18 protein-coding genes and 1 pseudogene are annotated in these 15,525 nt (G+C 60.7%); 14 read left to right on the top strand and 5 right to left on the bottom strand.

The window, feature by feature from the left end:
- The first annotated feature begins 19 nt into the window (after positions 1-19).
- Positions 20-1,219, top strand: coding sequence for a succinyldiaminopimelate transaminase (gene dapC / locus DOCECA_RS02120; protein WP_434609821.1), 1,200 nt, complete (start codon positions 20-22; stop codon positions 1,217-1,219).
- A 262-nt stretch (positions 1,220-1,481) separates the two neighbouring features.
- Here the strand turns inward: dapC and DOCECA_RS02115 are convergent.
- Positions 1,482-1,628: pseudogene (locus DOCECA_RS02115) on the bottom strand (DUF6124 family protein); the annotation flags it as partial.
- Between the two features lie 86 nt (positions 1,629-1,714).
- Between DOCECA_RS02115 and DOCECA_RS02110 the strand changes: the two are divergent.
- Both DOCECA_RS02110 and DOCECA_RS02105 read left to right on the top strand, forming a co-directional pair.
- The gene (locus DOCECA_RS02110; protein WP_434650096.1) at positions 1,715-2,056 is read left to right on the top strand and encodes a type II toxin-antitoxin system RelE/ParE family toxin; all 342 of its coding nucleotides are present in this window, start codon (positions 1,715-1,717) and stop codon (positions 2,054-2,056) included.
- Positions 2,057-2,066: 10 nt separating this feature from the next.
- Positions 2,067-2,369, top strand: a complete 303-nt coding sequence (locus DOCECA_RS02105; RefSeq protein ID WP_420764233.1) for a Fis family transcriptional regulator — start codon at positions 2,067-2,069, stop codon at positions 2,367-2,369.
- A 240-nt stretch (positions 2,370-2,609) separates the two neighbouring features.
- On the opposite strand, the gene DOCECA_RS02100 is transcribed toward DOCECA_RS02105, so the two are convergent.
- Positions 2,610-2,972, bottom strand: a complete 363-nt coding sequence (locus DOCECA_RS02100; protein ID WP_434650095.1) for a DUF6124 family protein — start codon at positions 2,970-2,972, stop codon at positions 2,610-2,612.
- Between the two features lie 1,027 nt (positions 2,973-3,999).
- Here DOCECA_RS02100 and DOCECA_RS02095 point away from each other — a divergent pair.
- Positions 4,000-4,302, top strand: a complete 303-nt coding sequence (locus DOCECA_RS02095) for a type II toxin-antitoxin system HigB family toxin (protein WP_434609814.1) — start codon at positions 4,000-4,002, stop codon at positions 4,300-4,302.
- A 5-nt stretch (positions 4,303-4,307) separates the two neighbouring features.
- Positions 4,308-4,679, top strand: a complete 372-nt coding sequence (locus DOCECA_RS02090; protein ID WP_434609812.1) for a helix-turn-helix domain-containing protein — start codon at positions 4,308-4,310, stop codon at positions 4,677-4,679.
- 83 nt (positions 4,680-4,762) lie between these two features.
- On the opposite strand, the gene DOCECA_RS02085 is transcribed toward DOCECA_RS02090, so the two are convergent.
- Positions 4,763-5,194 carry a hypothetical protein gene (locus DOCECA_RS02085; RefSeq protein ID WP_445571396.1) on the bottom strand — a complete coding sequence of 144 codons (432 nt, stop codon included), beginning with the start codon at positions 5,192-5,194 and terminating at the stop codon, positions 4,763-4,765.
- A gap of 37 nt (positions 5,195-5,231) precedes the next feature.
- Between DOCECA_RS02085 and DOCECA_RS02080 the strand changes: the two genes are divergently transcribed.
- The 4 genes from DOCECA_RS02080 to DOCECA_RS02065 all read left to right on the top strand — a co-directional run bounded on the left by DOCECA_RS02080 (position 5,232) and on the right by DOCECA_RS02065 (position 8,287).
- Positions 5,232-5,540 (top strand): arsenate reductase, encoded by a 309-nt coding sequence (locus DOCECA_RS02080; RefSeq protein ID WP_238349422.1) that lies wholly within the window; start codon positions 5,232-5,234, stop codon positions 5,538-5,540.
- A gap of 32 nt (positions 5,541-5,572) precedes the next feature.
- Positions 5,573-6,607: a 2,3,4,5-tetrahydropyridine-2,6-dicarboxylate N-succinyltransferase gene (gene dapD / locus DOCECA_RS02075; protein ID WP_420764230.1), complete on the top strand. Its 1,035-nt coding sequence runs from the start codon at positions 5,573-5,575 to the stop codon at positions 6,605-6,607.
- Positions 6,608-6,680: 73 nt separating this feature from the next.
- A complete protein-coding gene (locus DOCECA_RS02070) occupies positions 6,681-7,886 on the top strand; it encodes an aminotransferase class V-fold PLP-dependent enzyme (RefSeq protein ID WP_434650093.1) in 1,206 nt (401 codons plus the stop codon).
- Entirely contained in the window at positions 7,883-8,287 is a 405-nt protein-coding gene (locus tag DOCECA_RS02065; RefSeq protein ID WP_445571395.1) for a SufE family protein, read from the top strand. Before DOCECA_RS02070 ends, DOCECA_RS02065 begins: the two co-directional genes overlap by 4 nt.
- A 140-nt stretch (positions 8,288-8,427) precedes the next feature.
- On the opposite strand, the gene tcdA is transcribed toward DOCECA_RS02065, so the two are convergent.
- Positions 8,428-9,240, bottom strand: coding sequence for a tRNA cyclic N6-threonylcarbamoyladenosine(37) synthase TcdA (gene tcdA / locus DOCECA_RS02060; protein WP_053182857.1), 813 nt, complete (start codon positions 9,238-9,240; stop codon positions 8,428-8,430).
- 305 nt (positions 9,241-9,545) lie between these two features.
- Here tcdA and dapE point away from each other — a divergent pair, with 305 nt between their 5' ends.
- The 3 genes from dapE to DOCECA_RS02045 all read left to right on the top strand — a co-directional run bounded on the left by dapE (position 9,546) and on the right by DOCECA_RS02045 (position 11,963).
- On the top strand, positions 9,546-10,697 hold the full coding sequence (gene dapE, locus DOCECA_RS02055) for a succinyl-diaminopimelate desuccinylase (RefSeq protein WP_445571394.1): 1,152 nt from the start codon (positions 9,546-9,548) through the stop codon (positions 10,695-10,697).
- Positions 10,697-11,506: a putative RNA methyltransferase gene (locus DOCECA_RS02050; protein ID WP_434562519.1), complete on the top strand. Its 810-nt coding sequence runs from the start codon at positions 10,697-10,699 to the stop codon at positions 11,504-11,506. The genes dapE and DOCECA_RS02050 overlap by 1 nt, the downstream gene beginning before the upstream one ends.
- A 79-nt stretch (positions 11,507-11,585) precedes the next feature.
- Positions 11,586-11,963, top strand: coding sequence for a hypothetical protein (locus tag DOCECA_RS02045; RefSeq protein WP_420764225.1), 378 nt, complete (start codon positions 11,586-11,588; stop codon positions 11,961-11,963).
- Positions 11,964-12,102: 139 nt separating this feature from the next.
- On the opposite strand, the gene DOCECA_RS02040 is transcribed toward DOCECA_RS02045, so the two are convergent.
- Positions 12,103-12,312 carry a cold-shock protein gene (locus DOCECA_RS02040; RefSeq protein WP_007927922.1) on the bottom strand — a complete coding sequence of 70 codons (210 nt, stop codon included), beginning with the start codon at positions 12,310-12,312 and terminating at the stop codon, positions 12,103-12,105.
- A 240-nt stretch (positions 12,313-12,552) separates the two neighbouring features.
- On the opposite strand from DOCECA_RS02040, the gene plsB reads away from it, so the two are divergent.
- Complete coding sequence (gene plsB / locus DOCECA_RS02035) at positions 12,553-15,054, top strand: glycerol-3-phosphate 1-O-acyltransferase PlsB (RefSeq protein ID WP_445571393.1); 2,502 nt, start codon at positions 12,553-12,555, stop codon at positions 15,052-15,054.
- 53 nt (positions 15,055-15,107) lie between these two features.
- On the top strand, positions 15,108-15,506 hold the full coding sequence (locus tag DOCECA_RS02030) for a YbaY family lipoprotein (RefSeq protein ID WP_420764223.1): 399 nt from the start codon (positions 15,108-15,110) through the stop codon (positions 15,504-15,506).
- Positions 15,507-15,525 lie beyond the last annotated feature (19 nt).

Raw genomic sequence — 15,525 nt, 5'->3', positions numbered from 1 at the left:
ACATTGAACGAGGCCCCCGATGAACAACGCTTTGAACCAGCTCCAGCCGTACCCGTTCGAAAAACTCCGCGCCCTGCTCGGCAGCGTCACGCCGAACCCAGACAAGCGCCCGATCGCGTTGTCCATCGGCGAGCCCAAGCATCGCTCGCCAAGCTTCGTGGCCGAGGCGCTGGCCAGCAATCTGGAAAAAATGGCGGTGTACCCGACCACACTCGGCATCCCGGAACTGCGTGAAGCCATCACCGGCTGGTGCGAGCGCCGCTTCAACGTGCCGAACGGCTGGCTCGACCCGGCGCGCCACGTGCTGCCGGTCAATGGCACCCGCGAAGCCCTGTTCGCCTTCACCCAGACCGTGGTCAACCGTGGCGACAACGCCTTGGTGGTGAGCCCGAATCCGTTCTACCAGATCTACGAAGGCGCGGCGTTCCTGGCCGGGGCCAAGCCGCATTACCTGCCGTGCCTGGACACGAACGGTTTCAATCCGGATTTCGATGCCGTCTCGCCAGACGTCTGGAAACGTTGCCAGATCCTGTTCCTGTGCTCCCCCGGCAACCCGACTGGCGCGCTGATCCCGGTGGATGTGCTGAAGAAACTCATCGCCCTGGCGGATGAATATGACTTCGTCATCGCCTCGGACGAGTGCTACAGCGAACTCTACTTCGACGAACAAACCCCACCGCCAGGCCTACTCACCGCCTGCGTCGAACTGGGCCGCAAGGACTTCAAGCGTTGCGTGGTGTTCCACAGCCTCTCCAAGCGCTCCAACCTGCCCGGCCTGCGCTCCGGTTTCGTGGGCGGCGACGCCGATATCCTCAAGGGCTTTTTGCTGTACCGCACCTATCATGGCTGCGCGATGCCGGTTCAGACCCAACTGGCGAGCATCGCCGCGTGGAACGACGAAGAGCACGTGCGAGCCAACCGCGCCCTGTACCGGGAAAAATTCGACGCCGTGCTGGAAATCCTCAGTCCGGTGCTGGACGTACAACGCCCCGATGGCAGCTTCTACCTGTGGCCGAACGTAGCGGGCGATGATGCCGCCTTCTGCCGCGACTTGTTCGAACAGGAACACGTAACCGTCGTGCCAGGCTCGTACCTGTCCCGCGATGTGGACGGCGTCAACCCAGGCGCCGGCCGCGTGCGCATGGCCCTGGTTGCGCCATTGGCCGAATGCGTGGAAGCGGCGGAGCGGATCCGAGCGTTTATCCAGCGCCGGGGTTGATGGCTGTATCGCGCTGAAGCGGACCGCTGTTGTGGCGAGGGAGCTTGCTCCCGCTGGGCTGCGTAGCAGCCCAAAGCAGTCAACTCAATCTGCCTGACATACCGCGCTGCCCGGTTTCAGGGCCGCTTCGCGCTGGAGCGCCAGCCCGGCCCAGCGGGAGCAAGCTCCCTCGCCACAGGGGTTTGATGTAGACCTCATATTTGTTGACACCACATACCCTGTGGGAGCGAGCCTGCTCGCGAAGAGGCCGGCACTTATTACATCAAGTCCGAAGCTCTACCCGATCCAGGCACTTGTTCGCCAACAACATCCCCAACTCAATCATCTGCGGCACCCCCAACGCTACATGCCGTCGCGAGCCGTCCAGGTCAAACGTCAGGTTGCTGAGTATTGCATAGGCCGAGGCCAGGAGATGCCCGCAATCGCAGGATTCTGTAGACATTCTCAGTAGCAACCGGACTTGTGAAATGCACCTATTTCGGTACACTTCCATTCATGGTTGATATTGCCCCCATACTGAACGTACGTTTCTTCCGCACCGACGCCGGGAATGAGCCTGTTCGCGAATGGCTGACTGACCTGCCTCGCGAGCATAGACGGATGATCGGGACTGACATCAAAACCGTTCAGATTGGTTGGCCTATAGGTATGCCGGTGGTTCGCAAGCTGGACACTGGGCTATGGGAGGTCAGGATTGACCTTGGAGATACCATCGCCCGCGTTCTCTTCACTGTGGTGGGCTCTGACATGGTTCTGCTCCACGCTTTCATAAAGAAAAGTCAAAAAACGCCAACCACCGACATGGCAACCACCAAGCAACGCAAAGCAAGACTATGAGGCACAGCAAATGAACAAACACATCGGATCTGATTTTGACGACTTCCTCGCCGAGCAAGGTATCGCCGAAGAAGTTTCCGCAGCTGCGCTCAAACGCGTTATTGCCTGGCAGATTGCCGAAGCAATGAAGCTTCAGAAAGTGACCAAAAAGGCCTTGGCACAGCGGATGCACACCAGTCGCACTGCTGTTGATCGTGCGCTGGATCAGAACGATGCGGGGATGACGCTGGCAACACTTGCCAGCGCAGCGCGTGCGTTGGGTCAGAGGGTGGAAGTACGGCTGGTGCCTGAGCAGGAAGAAACCCACGCATAACAGCTGTTGTGGCGAGGGAGCTTGCTCCCGCTGGGCTGCGTAGCAGCCCCAAAGCAGTCAACTCAATCTGCCTGACATACCGCGCTGCCCGGTTTCAGGGCTGCTTCGCGCTGGAGCGCCAGCCCGGCCCAGCGGGAGCAAGCTCCCTCGCCACAGGGGTTTGATGTAGACCTCATATTTGTTGACACCACATACCCTGTGGGAGCGAGCCTGCTCGCGATGAGGCCGGCACTTATTACATCAAGTCCGAAGCTCTACCCGATCTAGGCACTTGTTCGCCAACAACATCCCCAACTCAATCATCTGCGCCACCCCCAACGCTACATGCCGTCGCGAGCCGTCCTGATCGAAGGCAAGGTCGTTGAGCATTGCATTGGCCGAAGCCAGGGTTTCGCTGAGGTTGGCCAGCAACACTTCGGTGTCGATACCGTCAGCCACAGTGAATAAATGCACTGAGGGCTTGGGCTCTGACTTGCTGTCGTCATCAGGCTTGAGATATTGATCCAGCACACGGTCAGCTGCTTCTTGCAGTTTTTCGGGGGCGTAATCGCCGTAGGGGAAAGTGGAGGCTGGCTTTGGAGGATTAGGCGTATCTTTGATCATGTTATTGCTCCTAGAGAATTGGGAGCCGCCACCGAGTCTTCTCACGGACCGGAGGGTGGCAGCCGTACGCGGGGTGAGAATCCGAGTCCCTAGAAGCCCGGCCATGCCGAAGCATGCCCGCGCACAGCCGCCATAACATAATGCGCAGACGAAAAGCGCCTGCACTTTATATGGTCGACGCCTGCGCGCCTAGAGGAGTTCGGATTCTCACGTCCGGTCGCTGAACTGGCAGCAACACCCAGAGGCTAGAGCCCTCGCTTCCGACGGACAACCTTAAAAACTTGTCGGAAACTTCGGTGCGTCTGACAGACCACAAGCGCTTGCTCAGACAAGAAAAGAAATAAAACGCACCTCATCGAAGCAAGCCCTTGATTTTACGGGTTTAACACCGCAAAAAAACTCATGCAGCCTGTTTCAAGAATCAAGCTCGCTTGAATTCACTGATATCAGTAGCCATGATCGCCCCCGTCACCGGCGAACGCTGGCAGGAGTCTGGGTCCCTCTCCGGGTTGACCCAGCCACGCAGAAGGGGCAGAGCAAGCTCAACTGCGTGTCGATTGAAGCCGCCTTCGGGCGGCTTTGCTTTTTATGAGGTCTGGCTAGCTGCACATGCCGCCTTGCTTGTCTATGCCGAGCCCGACGAAGTGATCGCCGTGGGCAGAAAGAATTTCGCCACCTCACCGGCATCGATTCGTGCAGCAAGCGTTCCGTCGATATGGACAGCGACATAGCAGTCGCGCCCCAGGAACCCCGTGTCTCGAGTCACGACTACGGTTCCGTATGTCTCTTTCGGCTTTGAGGAGAAAGCAAGGATCAGTCTTTCGGAACCGGCTTCGCTTCGCCTGGAGAAACTGGCGACGTAGAACACCCCGCCAGCAAAGCAATAGCTACCGCGCCTACGAACAATCTCATGGCGTCCCCTGTGGAAGATGGGCCCAAGATATCGGAAACAGAGTGCCCGGCAGAACTGCAAGCTGTTGCTTGTGAATGCTTGCAAAAGTCCCACCACGGGACTACATTCTCACCCATGAGAATTATCGCCATCAGTCACCTGAAAGCCTTCTGGGAGAAATACCCAGATTCCGAACAGCAGCTTAAGGCTTGGCTTGACGATGCCAAAAAAGCCACTTGGACCAACCCAAACGACATCAAGGCGCAATACGGTAACGCAAGCATTCTCAAGAGTCGCCGCGTGGTATTCAACATCAAGGGTAACGACTACCGCCTGGTGGTCGCCATTGCCTACCGCTTCGGCGCTGTGTACATCAAGTTTGTCGGCACTCATCGTCGGTACGATGAGATCGACGTAAACACCGTGGAAATGGAGTAATCACCATGAACATTCGCCCAATCCGCACCGATGACGAATACCGGATAGCTCTCAAAGAGATCTCTCCCCTGTTTGAGAATGAGCCTGAACCTGGCACCCCGGAAGGCGATGCTTTCGAAGTCATGATCACTCTGATCGAGGCCTACGAAACCAAGAACTTCCCGGTTGATCTGCCTGACCCAATTGAAGCCATCAAGTTTCGCATGGAGCAATCCGGACTCACCGCGGCCGATCTGGCTCCCGCTATCGGAAAAACGAACCGCGTATACGAGGTGCTCAACCGTAAACGCTCGTTAACTCTGCCCATGATCTGGAAGCTTCACGATATGTTCGGCATTCCAGCAGAAAGCCTGATAAAGCCAGTAAAAGCTGCCTGATACTAGCCCGGGCAGTCCGGGCTTTTTTATGTCTTCCAGAAACGACAAGCCCACATCTGCGGGCTTTGTCGTTAGGGTAAGGATCAGAAAATGGATGTGATCTCGATGGTCGCAAATTGTTGATCTTCTGGATCCCTCTCGGCGTTGACCCAGCCACGCAGACGGGTCGGGATAAGCTTAACTGCAATGCCAACTACACATATCCGGCAACAGCTTGCAGTTGAAGTGCCATATTGACCGCCTAACATCAGCTTGGCCGTTACACCTATGTCGCAGCCCTGCCCTGTGGAATGAGCCTGTGGGAGCAAAGCTTGCTCGCGATGAACGATGACACAGTGTTGCAGTTGAACCGTGTCGCCTGTATCGCGAGCAAGCTTTGCTCCCACAAGCTCGCTCCCACAGGTTTTGGTGTACATCAACCTGGGCCGCCGCGAAACCGTCCGGTCATGGCATAATCCTTCACCTTTTATTTCCGGCACCTGCAAAGGGGGCAGTTCCTTGACCGATTCAAGCAAAACGTTGCACCTTTTCGGCATCAAAGCCTGTGACACGATGAAAAAGGCGCGCACCTGGCTCGATGATCACGCTGTGCATTACGATTTTCATGACTACAAGACCGCCGGCATCGACCGTGAGCACCTGACTCAATGGTGCGACGAGCATGGCTGGCAAGTGGTGTTGAACCGCGCCGGTACGACCTTTCGCAAACTCGACGACGAACGCAAAGCCGATCTCGACCAGACGAAAGCCATCGAACTGATGCTCGCCCAACCCTCGATGATCAAGCGCCCGGTGCTCGACCTCGGTGACCGTACCCTGATTGGCTTCAAGCCAGATATCTACGCGGCAGAAATCAAGTAAGCCTGCCCAGTCCATTTTGTAGAGGTAATTTCATGTCCACTACCCTGTTCAGCCTGGCCTTCGGCGTCGGCACCCAAAATCGTGAAGGCGCCTGGCTGGAAGTGTTCTACGCACAGCCATTGCTCAACCCGTCGGCCGAAATCGTGGCAGCCGTCGCGCCGATCCTTGGCTACAGCGAAGGCAACCAGGCCATCACATTCACCACCGCTCAGGCCTCGCAACTGGCCGAGGCACTTCGCAGCGTCGACGCCGCGCAAGCCAAGCTGCTGACTCGCCTGGCTGAAAGCCACAAGCCGCTGGTCGCCACCCTGTTGGCCGAGGATGCCCAGCTGAGCTCCACCCCTGAGGCTTACCTGAAGCTGCACCTGTTGTCCCATCGTCTGGTCAAGCCTCACGGCCTGAACCTGGCCGGTATCTTCCCGCTGCTGCCAAACGTGGCATGGACCAGCCAGGGCGCGATCGACCTGGCCGAACTGGCCGAGCACCAGCTCGAAGCCCGCTTGCGTGGCGAGTTGCTGGAAGTGTTCTCGGTGGATAAATTCCCGAAAATGACCGACTACGTGGTCCCGGCCGGCGTGCGTATCGCCGACGCCGCGCGCCTGCGCCTGGGCGCCTATGTGGGCGAAGGCACCACGGTCATGCACGAAGGTTTCGTCAATTTCAACGCCGGCACCGAAGGCCCGGGCATGATCGAAGGCCGTGTCTCGGCGGGCGTGTTCGTCGGCAAGGGCTCGGACCTGGGTGGCGGCTGCTCGACCATGGGCACCCTGTCGGGCGGCGGCAACATTGTGATCAAGGTCGGCGAAGGCTGCCTGATCGGCGCCAACGCCGGCATCGGTATCCCGCTGGGCGACCGCAACACCGTGGAGTCGGGCCTGTACGTGACCGCCGGCACCAAAGTCGCCCTGCTGGATGAGAACAACCAGCTGGTCAAAGTGGTCAAGGCCCGCGATCTGGCCGGCCAGCCGGACCTGTTGTTCCGCCGTAACTCCGAAACCGGCGCGGTGGAATGCAAGACCCACAAGTCGGCCATCGAGCTGAACGAAGCATTGCACGCGCACAACTAAGCTCCACACCATCACCTGTGGGAGCAGATTTGCTCCCACAGGGTCCGGCGTAACTCCAGCAGGGCCCGCAAGCATGTTGATTCAATCCCCCTGGCGTGCCGATTTCCCGGCCATCGCCGCCCTGCAACGGCAAGGCCAGACCTACCTGGACAACGCCGCCACCACGCAAAAACCCCAAGCTTTGCTCGACGCTCTGGCGCATTACTACGCCAACGGCGCGGCCAACGTGCACCGGGCGCAACATCTGCCCGGAGCCCTGGCCACCCAAGCATTCGAAGACAGTCGCCTCAAGGTCTCACAATGGCTCAACGCGGGTGACTGCGGGCAAATCGTATTCACCCACGGCGCTACTTCGGCGTTGAACCTGCTCGCCTACGGGCTGGAACACCTGTTCAACCCAGGCGATGAAATTGTCGTCAGCGCCCTGGAACATCACGCCAACCTGTTGCCCTGGCAGCAACTGGCCGAGCGCCGCGCGTTGACACTGGTGGTACTGCCACTGGACGCCGACGGCGTTATCGACAGCGCTGCGGCCGCCGAGCTTATCGGCCCTCGCACGCGCCTGTTGGCGGTGAGCCAATTGTCGAACGTGCTTGGCACTTGGCAGCCGTTGCCGGCATTGCTGGCGATGGCTAAGGCGCAGGGTGCGCTGACGGTCATCGATGGCGCCCAAGGCGTCGTCCATGGTCGTCATGATGTGGAGGCCTTGGGCTGCGACTTCTATGTGTTTTCCAGTCACAAGCTGTACGGCCCGGAAGGCTTGGGCGTGCTGTTTGGCCGCACCGCAGCGCTTGGCCAACTGCGTCACTGGCAGTTTGGCGGCGAAATGGTGCAGCAGGCCGATTACCACAGCGCCACCTTCCGCCCGGCGCCACTGGGTTTCGAAGCCGGGACGCCGCCTATCGCCAGTGTGATCGGCCTGGGAGCGACCCTCGATTACCTGTCCGGCCTCGACGGGCAGGCGGTCATCGATCATGAAACTGCCCTGCATGACTATCTGCTTCACGGCCTGCAGGCGCGCAACGGCGTGCGCCTGGTGGGCGAGCCGCAACTGGCCCTCGTCAGTTTTGTGGTCGACGGTATCCACAATGCCGACCTGGCGCACCTGCTGACCGAGCAAGGCATCGCCGTGCGCGCCGGGCATCACTGCGCAATGCCGCTGTTCAGGCATATGAAGCTGTCCGGGGCGATTCGGGTGTCGCTGGCGCTGTACAACGACTCCGCCGATCTCGAACGTTTCTTCGAGGCCCTGGACCAGGCCTTGGAGATGCTGCGATGAACCTGCCTGCCGATGCGGTCGCCGCGCTGCAAGTTTTTCAGGACGCCTCCGGTTGGGAACAGCGGGCCCGCCTGCTGATGCAGTGGGGCGATTGCCTGGCGCCATTGAGCGATGCAGACAAGTGCGACGCCAACCTTGTCCACGGCTGTGAGAGCCAGGTGTGGTTGGTGGGGCAGTTGCGCGACGGCCACTGGCAGTTCTCCGCCAACAGCGATGCGAGATTGATCCGTGGCTTGGTGGCGTTGTTGCTCGCGCGGGTCAATGGCTTATCCGCTGACGAGTTACAGCAGGTGGATTTGCCGGATTGGTTCAATCAGTTGGGGTTATCGCGGCAGCTATCGCCGTCGCGCAGCAATGGATTGAATGCGGTGTTGAAGCGCATGCGCGAACTGACGCAATAACCTGTGGCGAGGGAGCTTGCTCCCGCTTGAGCGCGAAGCGCTCACATTAATGGGTCTGCTGCGCCCGACGCGTCGGACCGGCCCAGCGGGAGCAAGCTCCCTCGCCACAGGCCATCACTCCGTTAGTCAACTGCGCTGCATCACTCCCCGGGCTTGACCCTGTCCGCCGGCCGCCGCACGCCCGCGACAATCTTATCCACAGCCTTGGTCGCCGCGACCATGCCGAACGTCGCCGTGACCATCATCACCGCGCCGAACCCGCCGGCGCAGTCGAGCTTGACGCCGTCTCCGACAAAACTCTTCTGCAAGCAAATGCTGCCATCCGGTTTCGGGTAGCGCAGCTGTTCGGTGGAGAACACGCACGGCACGCTGTAGTGGCGGGTCACGGTGCGGGAGAAGCCGTAGTCGCGGCGCAAGGTCGAGCGCACCTTGGACGCCAGCGGGTCATTGAAGGTGCGGTTCAAGTCACAGACCTGGATCAGCGTCGGGTCGATCTGCCCGCCCGCGCCGCCGGTGGTGATGATCTGGATCTTGCGGCGCTTGCACCAGGCGATGAGCGCGGCCTTGGCATTGACGCTGTCGATGCAGTCGATCACGCAGTCGATGTTCGGCGTGATGTACTCGGCCATGGTGTCGCGGGTGACGAAGTCCGCGACTGCATGCACGGTGCAATCGGGGTTGATGCCGCGCAGCCGCTCGGCCATCACCTCGACCTTGGGCTTGCCGACGGTGCTATCCAGGGCGTGTAGCTGGCGGTTTGCGTTGCTGACGCAGACGTCGTCCAAGTCGAACAGCGAAATCTCGCCCACGCCACAACGGGCAATGGCTTCCGCCGCCCAGGATCCGACGCCGCCAACACCGACAATTGCCACATGGGCCGCCCGCAGGCGCTCCAGGCCTTCGATGCCATACAAACGGGCGATGCCGGCAAACCGTGGATCTTCTGTACTCATGACCGTTACCCCAAAAACCGGCGCGCATTATAGGGCTTTGCCGTGGCAATTCGAGCTGTTCGCGAATTGAATCCCACCAATTTCCCCTTGTGGGAGCGAGCTTGCTCGCGATGGCGTCAGTCCAGTCAATAGAGTATCGACTGATCAACCGCCATCGCGAGCAGGCTCGCTCCCACAGGATTTGTGTTCCAACCGACCAGCACCAGGGGCCCATGATGGTCGTTTTGCTATAAGATAACCGCCATTTTGCGCGAGCCAGCCTGCTCCCGCACTAGCCTTGCGTCCACATTATTCCCGGAGCTTCCATGACGGCCCACGCCGACCTTTCGCCGACCCTGCAACTCGCCATCGACCTGATCCGCCGTCCGTCCGTGACGCCGTTGGATGCCGATTGCCAGAAAATCATGATGCAGCGCCTGGGCGACGCCGGTTTTAAGCTGGAGCCGATGCGCATCGAGGATGTGGATAACTTCTGGGCCAGCCATGGCAAGCAGGACGGCCCGGTGCTGTGCTTCGCCGGCCACACCGATGTGGTGCCGACCGGTCCGGTGCAGGCGTGGCAGCTCGACCCGTTCAATGCGGTCATCGACGAACACGGCATGCTCTGCGGCCGCGGCGCGGCGGACATGAAAGGCAGCCTGGCGGCGATGGTTGTGGCGGCCGAGCGGTTTGTCGCCGACTACCCGGACCACAAGGGCTCGCTGACTTTCCTGATCACCAGCGATGAAGAAGGCCCGGCCCACCACGGCACCAAGGCCGTGGTCGAACGCCTCAAGGCCCGCCGGGAGCGCCTGGACTGGTGCATCGTCGGCGAGCCGTCGAGTACCACGCTGGTGGGCGATGTGGTCAAGAACGGCCGTCGCGGCTCCCTCGGCGCGAAACTCACCGTACGCGGCAAACAGGGTCACGTGGCTTATCCACACCTGGCGAAGAACCCGATCCACCTGGCCGCGCCGGCCCTGGCCGAACTGGCCGCCGAGCACTGGGACCATGGCAACGATTTCTTCCCACCGACCAGCTTCCAGATCTCCAACCTGAACTCTGGCACCGGCGCGACCAACGTGATCCCCGGCGATCTGGAAGCGGTGTTCAACTTCCGCTTCTCCACTGAATCCACCGTCGAGGGCCTGCAACAGCGCGTCGCCGATATCCTCGACAAGCATCAGCTGGACTGGCACATCGACTGGGCTTTGTCCGGCCTGCCATTCCTCACCGAGCCGGGTGCCCTGCTGGACGCCGTGTCGTCGAGCATCAAGGACGTGACGGGCCGCGAGACGAAAGCCTCCACCAGCGGCGGTACGTCCGACGGTCGATTCATCGCCACCATGGGCACGCAAGTCGTGGAGCTGGGGCCGGTCAACGCGACCATCCACCAGGTCAACGAACGCGTGCTGGCGGCTGATCTCGACGTGCTCACCGAGATCTACTACAAGACGCTGATCAAGTTGCTCGCCTGATGCTCGCCTGCCCGATCTGCAGTGAACCGCTGAACGCCGTGGACAACGGCGTCGTGTGCCCCGCCGGCCACCGGTTCGACCGTGCGCGGCAGGGTTACCTGAACCTGTTGCCGGTGCAGCACAAGAACAGCCGCGACCCCGGCGACAACCAGGCGATGGTCGAAGCTCGCCGCGACTTTCTCAACGCCGGGCACTACGCCCCGGTCGCCCGGCGCCTGGCCGAATTGGCCGCCGAACGGGCACCTGGGCGTTGGCTCGACATCGGTTGTGGTGAGGGCTACTACACCGCGCAAATCGCCGATGCCCTGCCCAACGCCGATGGCTATGCCCTCGACATCTCCCGCGAAGCGGTCAAGCGCGCCTGCAAACGCAACCCGCGGCTCACCTGGTTGATCGCCAGCATGGCCCGGGTGCCGCTGGCGGATGGCTGCTGCCAGTTCCTCGCGAGTGTGTTCAGCCCGCTGGATTGGCAAGAGGCCAAGCGCTTGCTCAGCCCCGGCGGCGGCCTGATGAAAGTCGGCCCTACCGCCGGCCACCTGATGGAATTGCGCGAGCGCCTGTACGACGAAGTGCGCGAGTACACGGACGACAAGCACCTGGCCTTGGTGCCGCCCGGCATGGCGCTGGATCACAGCGAAACCCTGGAATTCAAGCTGACGCTCGACAGCGGCCAGGACCGCGCCAATCTGCTGGCGATGACGCCCCACGGTTGGCGCGCCAGTGCTGAGCGCCGCGCCAACGTGATCGAACAGGCCGAGCCGTTCGAAGTCACGGTGTCGATGCGCTACGATTATTTCATTGTTCAATAATTAACCTTTGGCCCCTGGCAATCGCTTGGGGCCAGCTAAATCCGCGAATGGATTTTTCAAGACCGCAGTGAGGACATCCATGCGCCAACCCGATATCGAGATTTACCTGAAGGACGCCGACGTTGACCACAAGGCCATCGCCCACTGGCTAGGCGAGGCCCTGGGCCCATGCAGCGACTGGGTACAAAAAGGCCAGACCTACAAGTGCAAGGCTGGCCACATTCCGGTGACCTGGCTGCCCAAGGCCGTAGGAAAATGGAACAGCCTCTATCTGGAAAGTGACCAGACCCCGTGGGAAGACGACATTGCCTGCGCCCGCGCCGCCTTCGCCGCGCTGAACGTCGAAGTGCGCTGCGCGCCCGGCTCCTGGGTGGAAGAAGAAGGGGAAGAATCGGCGGACCGCTGGATCCGCATCAGCGCCGATGGGGAAGAAGAGATTACCTGGAAAACGGCGTGATTTAGCGCCCAGCGCTGATCTAATGTGGGAGCGAGCCTGCTCGCGAAGGCGGTGTGACAGTTAATGAGTCATTGTCTGATACACAGCTTTCGCGAGCAGGCTCGCTCCCACAGGGTTTTGTGTTGCCGGTGAATGCGGCTTACAACCCCACCACATCCTCAGCCTGCAGGCCCTTCTGGCCTTCCACGACCGCGTACTCGACCTGCTGGCCTTCGGTCAGTGAGCGGTGGCCCTCGCCACGGATCGCGCGGTAATGCACGAACACATCCGCTCCGCCCTCGCGCTGGATAAAGCCGTAGCCCTTGGCGTCGTTGAACCACTTCACACTGCCGGTTTCGCGTGTTGCCATGATGCTCACTCCTGTTTTCTTATTGTTAAGTCGGCTTTTCCCGCCCGATTGAAAAGGCAAAGCCGTACGAACCTAAGCCACCGTCCGAACGTCCATGGGGAAGCCCCGGGCAGTAACCGGCCGAGTATATGACACCCGGAAAAACTCTCAACTGACTTTACTTCGGTGCTTTTTTGCCGATTTTCGACGAATCCGGCACACTGGCGCCCGCTCCATCCCATTCACTCATGCAGAAGCCGTATGACCCGCTCCCCGTTCCGCCGTCTTGTGTTTGGCACCTTGCGCCGACTTTTATATCTCTGGGTTCGCTCCGAGACGATCAATCAGTCGTCCTTTACCCTCAACCTCGACCGCAGTCGCCCCGTGTTCTACGTCCTGCAAGACCCTTCGCTGACCGACCTGGCGGTGCTCGACACCGAATGCACCAAGGCCGGCCTGCCGCGCCCGGTACTGCCGGTCTCGGTGGGCAACCTGCTGGAGCCGGCGGCATTTTTCTACCTGACGCCGGCACCGGACTGGCTCGGGCGCCAGGATAAACGCGGTGCGCCGCCCACCCTGACGCGGCTGGTCGACGTGCTGACCCACAACGCCGCCGAGGACGCGCAGATCATTCCGGTCAGCGTGTTCTGGGGCCAATCGCCCGACAGCGAATCCAGCCCGTGGAAACTGTTGTTCGCCGACAGTTGGGCGGTCACCGGACGCCTGCGCCGATTGCTGAGCATCATGATCCTGGGGCGCAAGACCCGCGTGCAGTTCTCCGCCCCGATCCATCTGCGCGAACTGATCGAGCACGATAAAGGCCACGAACGCACCGTGCGCATGGCCCAGCGGATCCTGCGGGTACACTTTCGCAACTTGAAAGCGGCGGTCATCGGTCCCGACATCTCCCACCGACGCCATCTGGTCAAGGGTCTGTTGAACCAGCCGCTGGTCAAGCAGGCCATCGCCGAAGAAGCCGAGCGGGAGAAGATCTCGCCGGAGAAAGCCAAAGCCCAGGCCCTGCGCTACGGCAACGAGATCGCCTCGGACTACACCTACACGGCCATCCGCTTCCTGGAAGTGGTGCTGAGCTGGTTCTGGAACAAGATCTACGACGGCATCAAGGTCAACCACATCGAAGGCGTGCAAAACGTTGCCCAAGGCCATGAAGTCATTTATGTCCCCTGCCACCGCAGTCATATCGACTACCTGCTGCTGTCGTACCTGCTGTTTCGCAATGGCCTGACGCCACCGCACATCGCCGCCGGCATCAACCTGAACATGCCGGTGATCGGCAGCCTGCTGCGCCGCGGCGGGGCGTTTTTCATGCGCCGCACGTTCAAGGGCAACCCGCTCTATACCGCCGTGTTCAACGAATACCTGCATACGCTGTTCACCAAGGGGTTCCCGGTGGAGTACTTCGTCGAAGGCGGCCGTTCGCGCACCGGGCGCATGCTGCAACCCAAGACCGGCATGCTCGCCATTACCCTACGCAGCTTCTTGCGCTCGTCACGCATGCCCATCGTCTTCGTGCCGGTGTACATCGGTTATGAGCGGGTCCTGGAAGGCCGTACCTACCTGGGCGAACTGCGCGGCGCGAGCAAGAAGAAGGAGTCGATCTTCGACATCCTCAAGGTCATCGGCGCCCTCAAGCAACGCTTCGGCCAAGTGGCGGTGAACTTCGGCGAGCCGATCAAGCTGGCGGAATTCCTCGACGGCGAGCAACCTGGCTGGCGCCAGCAGGAGCTGGGCCCGCAATTCAAGCCGGCCTGGCTCAACGCGACCACCAACCGCCTCGGCGAACGCGTGGCGCGGCACCTGAACGAGGCCGCCGCTATCAACCCGGTCAACCTTGTCGCCCTGGCATTGCTGTCCACCAGCCGACTGGCTCTCGACGACCAGGCCATGGCCCGCGTGCTGGACTTGTACCTCGCGCTGCTGCGCAAAGTGCCCTATTCGCCCCATACCACCTTGCCTGAGGGCGACGGCGGGGCGTTGATCGAGCATGTCAAAGGCATGGACCTGCTGTCGGAACAGAGCGATGCCTTGGGCAAGATTCTGTATCTGGATGAACAGAACGCGGTGTTGATGACCTACTACCGCAACAACGTGCTGCACATCTTCGCCCTTCCGGCGCTGCTGGCGAGCTTCTTCCAGAGCAGCTCGCGCATGAGCCGCGAACAGATCCTGCGTTATACACGGGCCCTGTATCCGTACTTGCAATCGGAGCTGTTCATTCGCTGGTCGCTGGAAGAACTGGACGATGTGGTCGACCAGTGGCTTGAAGCGTTCGTCGAGCAGGGCCTGCTGCGCTTCGAGAAAGACCTGTACTTGCGTCCCGTTCCAAGTTCTCGAAACTTTGTGCTGCTGACCTTGCTATCGAAGAGCATCGCCCAGACCTTGCAGCGCTTCTACATGACCGTTTCGCTGCTGCTCAACAGCGGGCAGAACAGCATCAGCGCCGAAGAACTGGAAGACCTCTGCACAGTCATGGCCCAGCGGCTGTCGATCCTGCACGGACTCAACGCGCCGGAGTTCTTCGACAAGAGCCTGTTCCGCCACTTCATCCAGACGATGCTCGACCTCGACGTACTGCGCCGTGATGAAGCGGGCAAGCTAAGCTATCACGAGCTGCTCGGCGAATTGGCCGAAGGCGCGGCCAAGCGTGTGTTGCCGGCGGAGATTCGCTTGTCGATCCGCCAGGTGGCGTTGCATCGCAGTGAAGACGCCATGGCTCCGGACACGCCAGTCACCCAGGATTGATTCTGTCACAGGCCCCAGGATTTCACTGGGGCCCCCAATATGGAAATGTCCCCATGAAAAAGCTTCTTCTCGTCGCTGCTGCCACGTTGCTCAGCGCCTGCTCCAGCACGCCGCTGGCCAGCAAGAACAGCCTCGACGGCGAGGTGTTCTACCTGCAACGCATCGCCTTACCGCCCACTGCTACCTTGACCGTGAGCCTGCAAGACGTCTCCCTCGCCGACGCGCCAGCCGTGACGGTCGATGAGCAGCGGGGCCCCGTCAAAGGCCAAGTCCCATTACCATTCAAGCTCAGTTATGATCCGGCGCAGGTCAAGCCCGGCCACCGTTATGCCGTGAGCGCCCGCATCGAAGTCGACGGCCAGTTGATGTTCATCAGCACTGAACAACACACCGTGCAGCTCGATGGCAAAGATCCGCAGCCGTTGAAGATTCGCGTCAACGCTGCACGCTGATTCCTGTTCCACTCTTCAA

The sequence above is a fragment of the Pseudomonas sp. E102 genome, from assembly GCF_052660185.1.
The sequence above is the reverse complement of the archived record's forward strand: the minus strand, read 5'-3'. Positions and strand labels throughout refer to the sequence as shown.

Excerpts from the sequence above, each read along its gene's own strand:
- DOCECA_RS02030 (WP_420764223.1), top strand. The coding sequence starts at position 15,108 with ATGAAAAAGCTTCTTCTCGTCGCTGCTGCCACGTTGCTCAGCGCCTGC.
- DOCECA_RS02100 (WP_434650095.1), bottom strand. The coding sequence starts at position 2,972 with ATGATCAAAGATACGCCTAATCCTCCAAAGCCAGCCTCCACTTTCCCC.
- DOCECA_RS02070 (WP_434650093.1), top strand. The coding sequence starts at position 6,681 with ATGTTGATTCAATCCCCCTGGCGTGCCGATTTCCCGGCCATCGCCGCC.
- plsB (WP_445571393.1), top strand. The coding sequence starts at position 12,553 with ATGACCCGCTCCCCGTTCCGCCGTCTTGTGTTTGGCACCTTGCGCCGA.
- DOCECA_RS02080 (WP_238349422.1), top strand. The coding sequence starts at position 5,232 with ATGAAAAAGGCGCGCACCTGGCTCGATGATCACGCTGTGCATTACGAT.
- DOCECA_RS02105 (WP_420764233.1), top strand. The coding sequence starts at position 2,067 with ATGAACAAACACATCGGATCTGATTTTGACGACTTCCTCGCCGAGCAA.
- DOCECA_RS02040 (WP_007927922.1), bottom strand. The coding sequence starts at position 12,312 with ATGGCAACACGCGAAACCGGCAGTGTGAAGTGGTTCAACGACGCCAAG.
- dapD (WP_420764230.1), top strand. The coding sequence starts at position 5,573 with ATGTCCACTACCCTGTTCAGCCTGGCCTTCGGCGTCGGCACCCAAAAT.
- DOCECA_RS02090 (WP_434609812.1), top strand. The coding sequence starts at position 4,308 with ATGAACATTCGCCCAATCCGCACCGATGACGAATACCGGATAGCTCTC.
- dapE (WP_445571394.1), top strand. The coding sequence starts at position 9,546 with ATGACGGCCCACGCCGACCTTTCGCCGACCCTGCAACTCGCCATCGAC.
- dapC (WP_434609821.1), top strand. The coding sequence starts at position 20 with ATGAACAACGCTTTGAACCAGCTCCAGCCGTACCCGTTCGAAAAACTC.
- tcdA (WP_053182857.1), bottom strand. The coding sequence starts at position 9,240 with ATGAGTACAGAAGATCCACGGTTTGCCGGCATCGCCCGTTTGTATGGC.
- DOCECA_RS02050 (WP_434562519.1), top strand. The coding sequence starts at position 10,697 with ATGCTCGCCTGCCCGATCTGCAGTGAACCGCTGAACGCCGTGGACAAC.
- DOCECA_RS02095 (WP_434609814.1), top strand. The coding sequence starts at position 4,000 with ATGAGAATTATCGCCATCAGTCACCTGAAAGCCTTCTGGGAGAAATAC.
- DOCECA_RS02110 (WP_434650096.1), top strand. The coding sequence starts at position 1,715 with ATGGTTGATATTGCCCCCATACTGAACGTACGTTTCTTCCGCACCGAC.
- DOCECA_RS02045 (WP_420764225.1), top strand. The coding sequence starts at position 11,586 with ATGCGCCAACCCGATATCGAGATTTACCTGAAGGACGCCGACGTTGAC.
- DOCECA_RS02065 (WP_445571395.1), top strand. The coding sequence starts at position 7,883 with ATGAACCTGCCTGCCGATGCGGTCGCCGCGCTGCAAGTTTTTCAGGAC.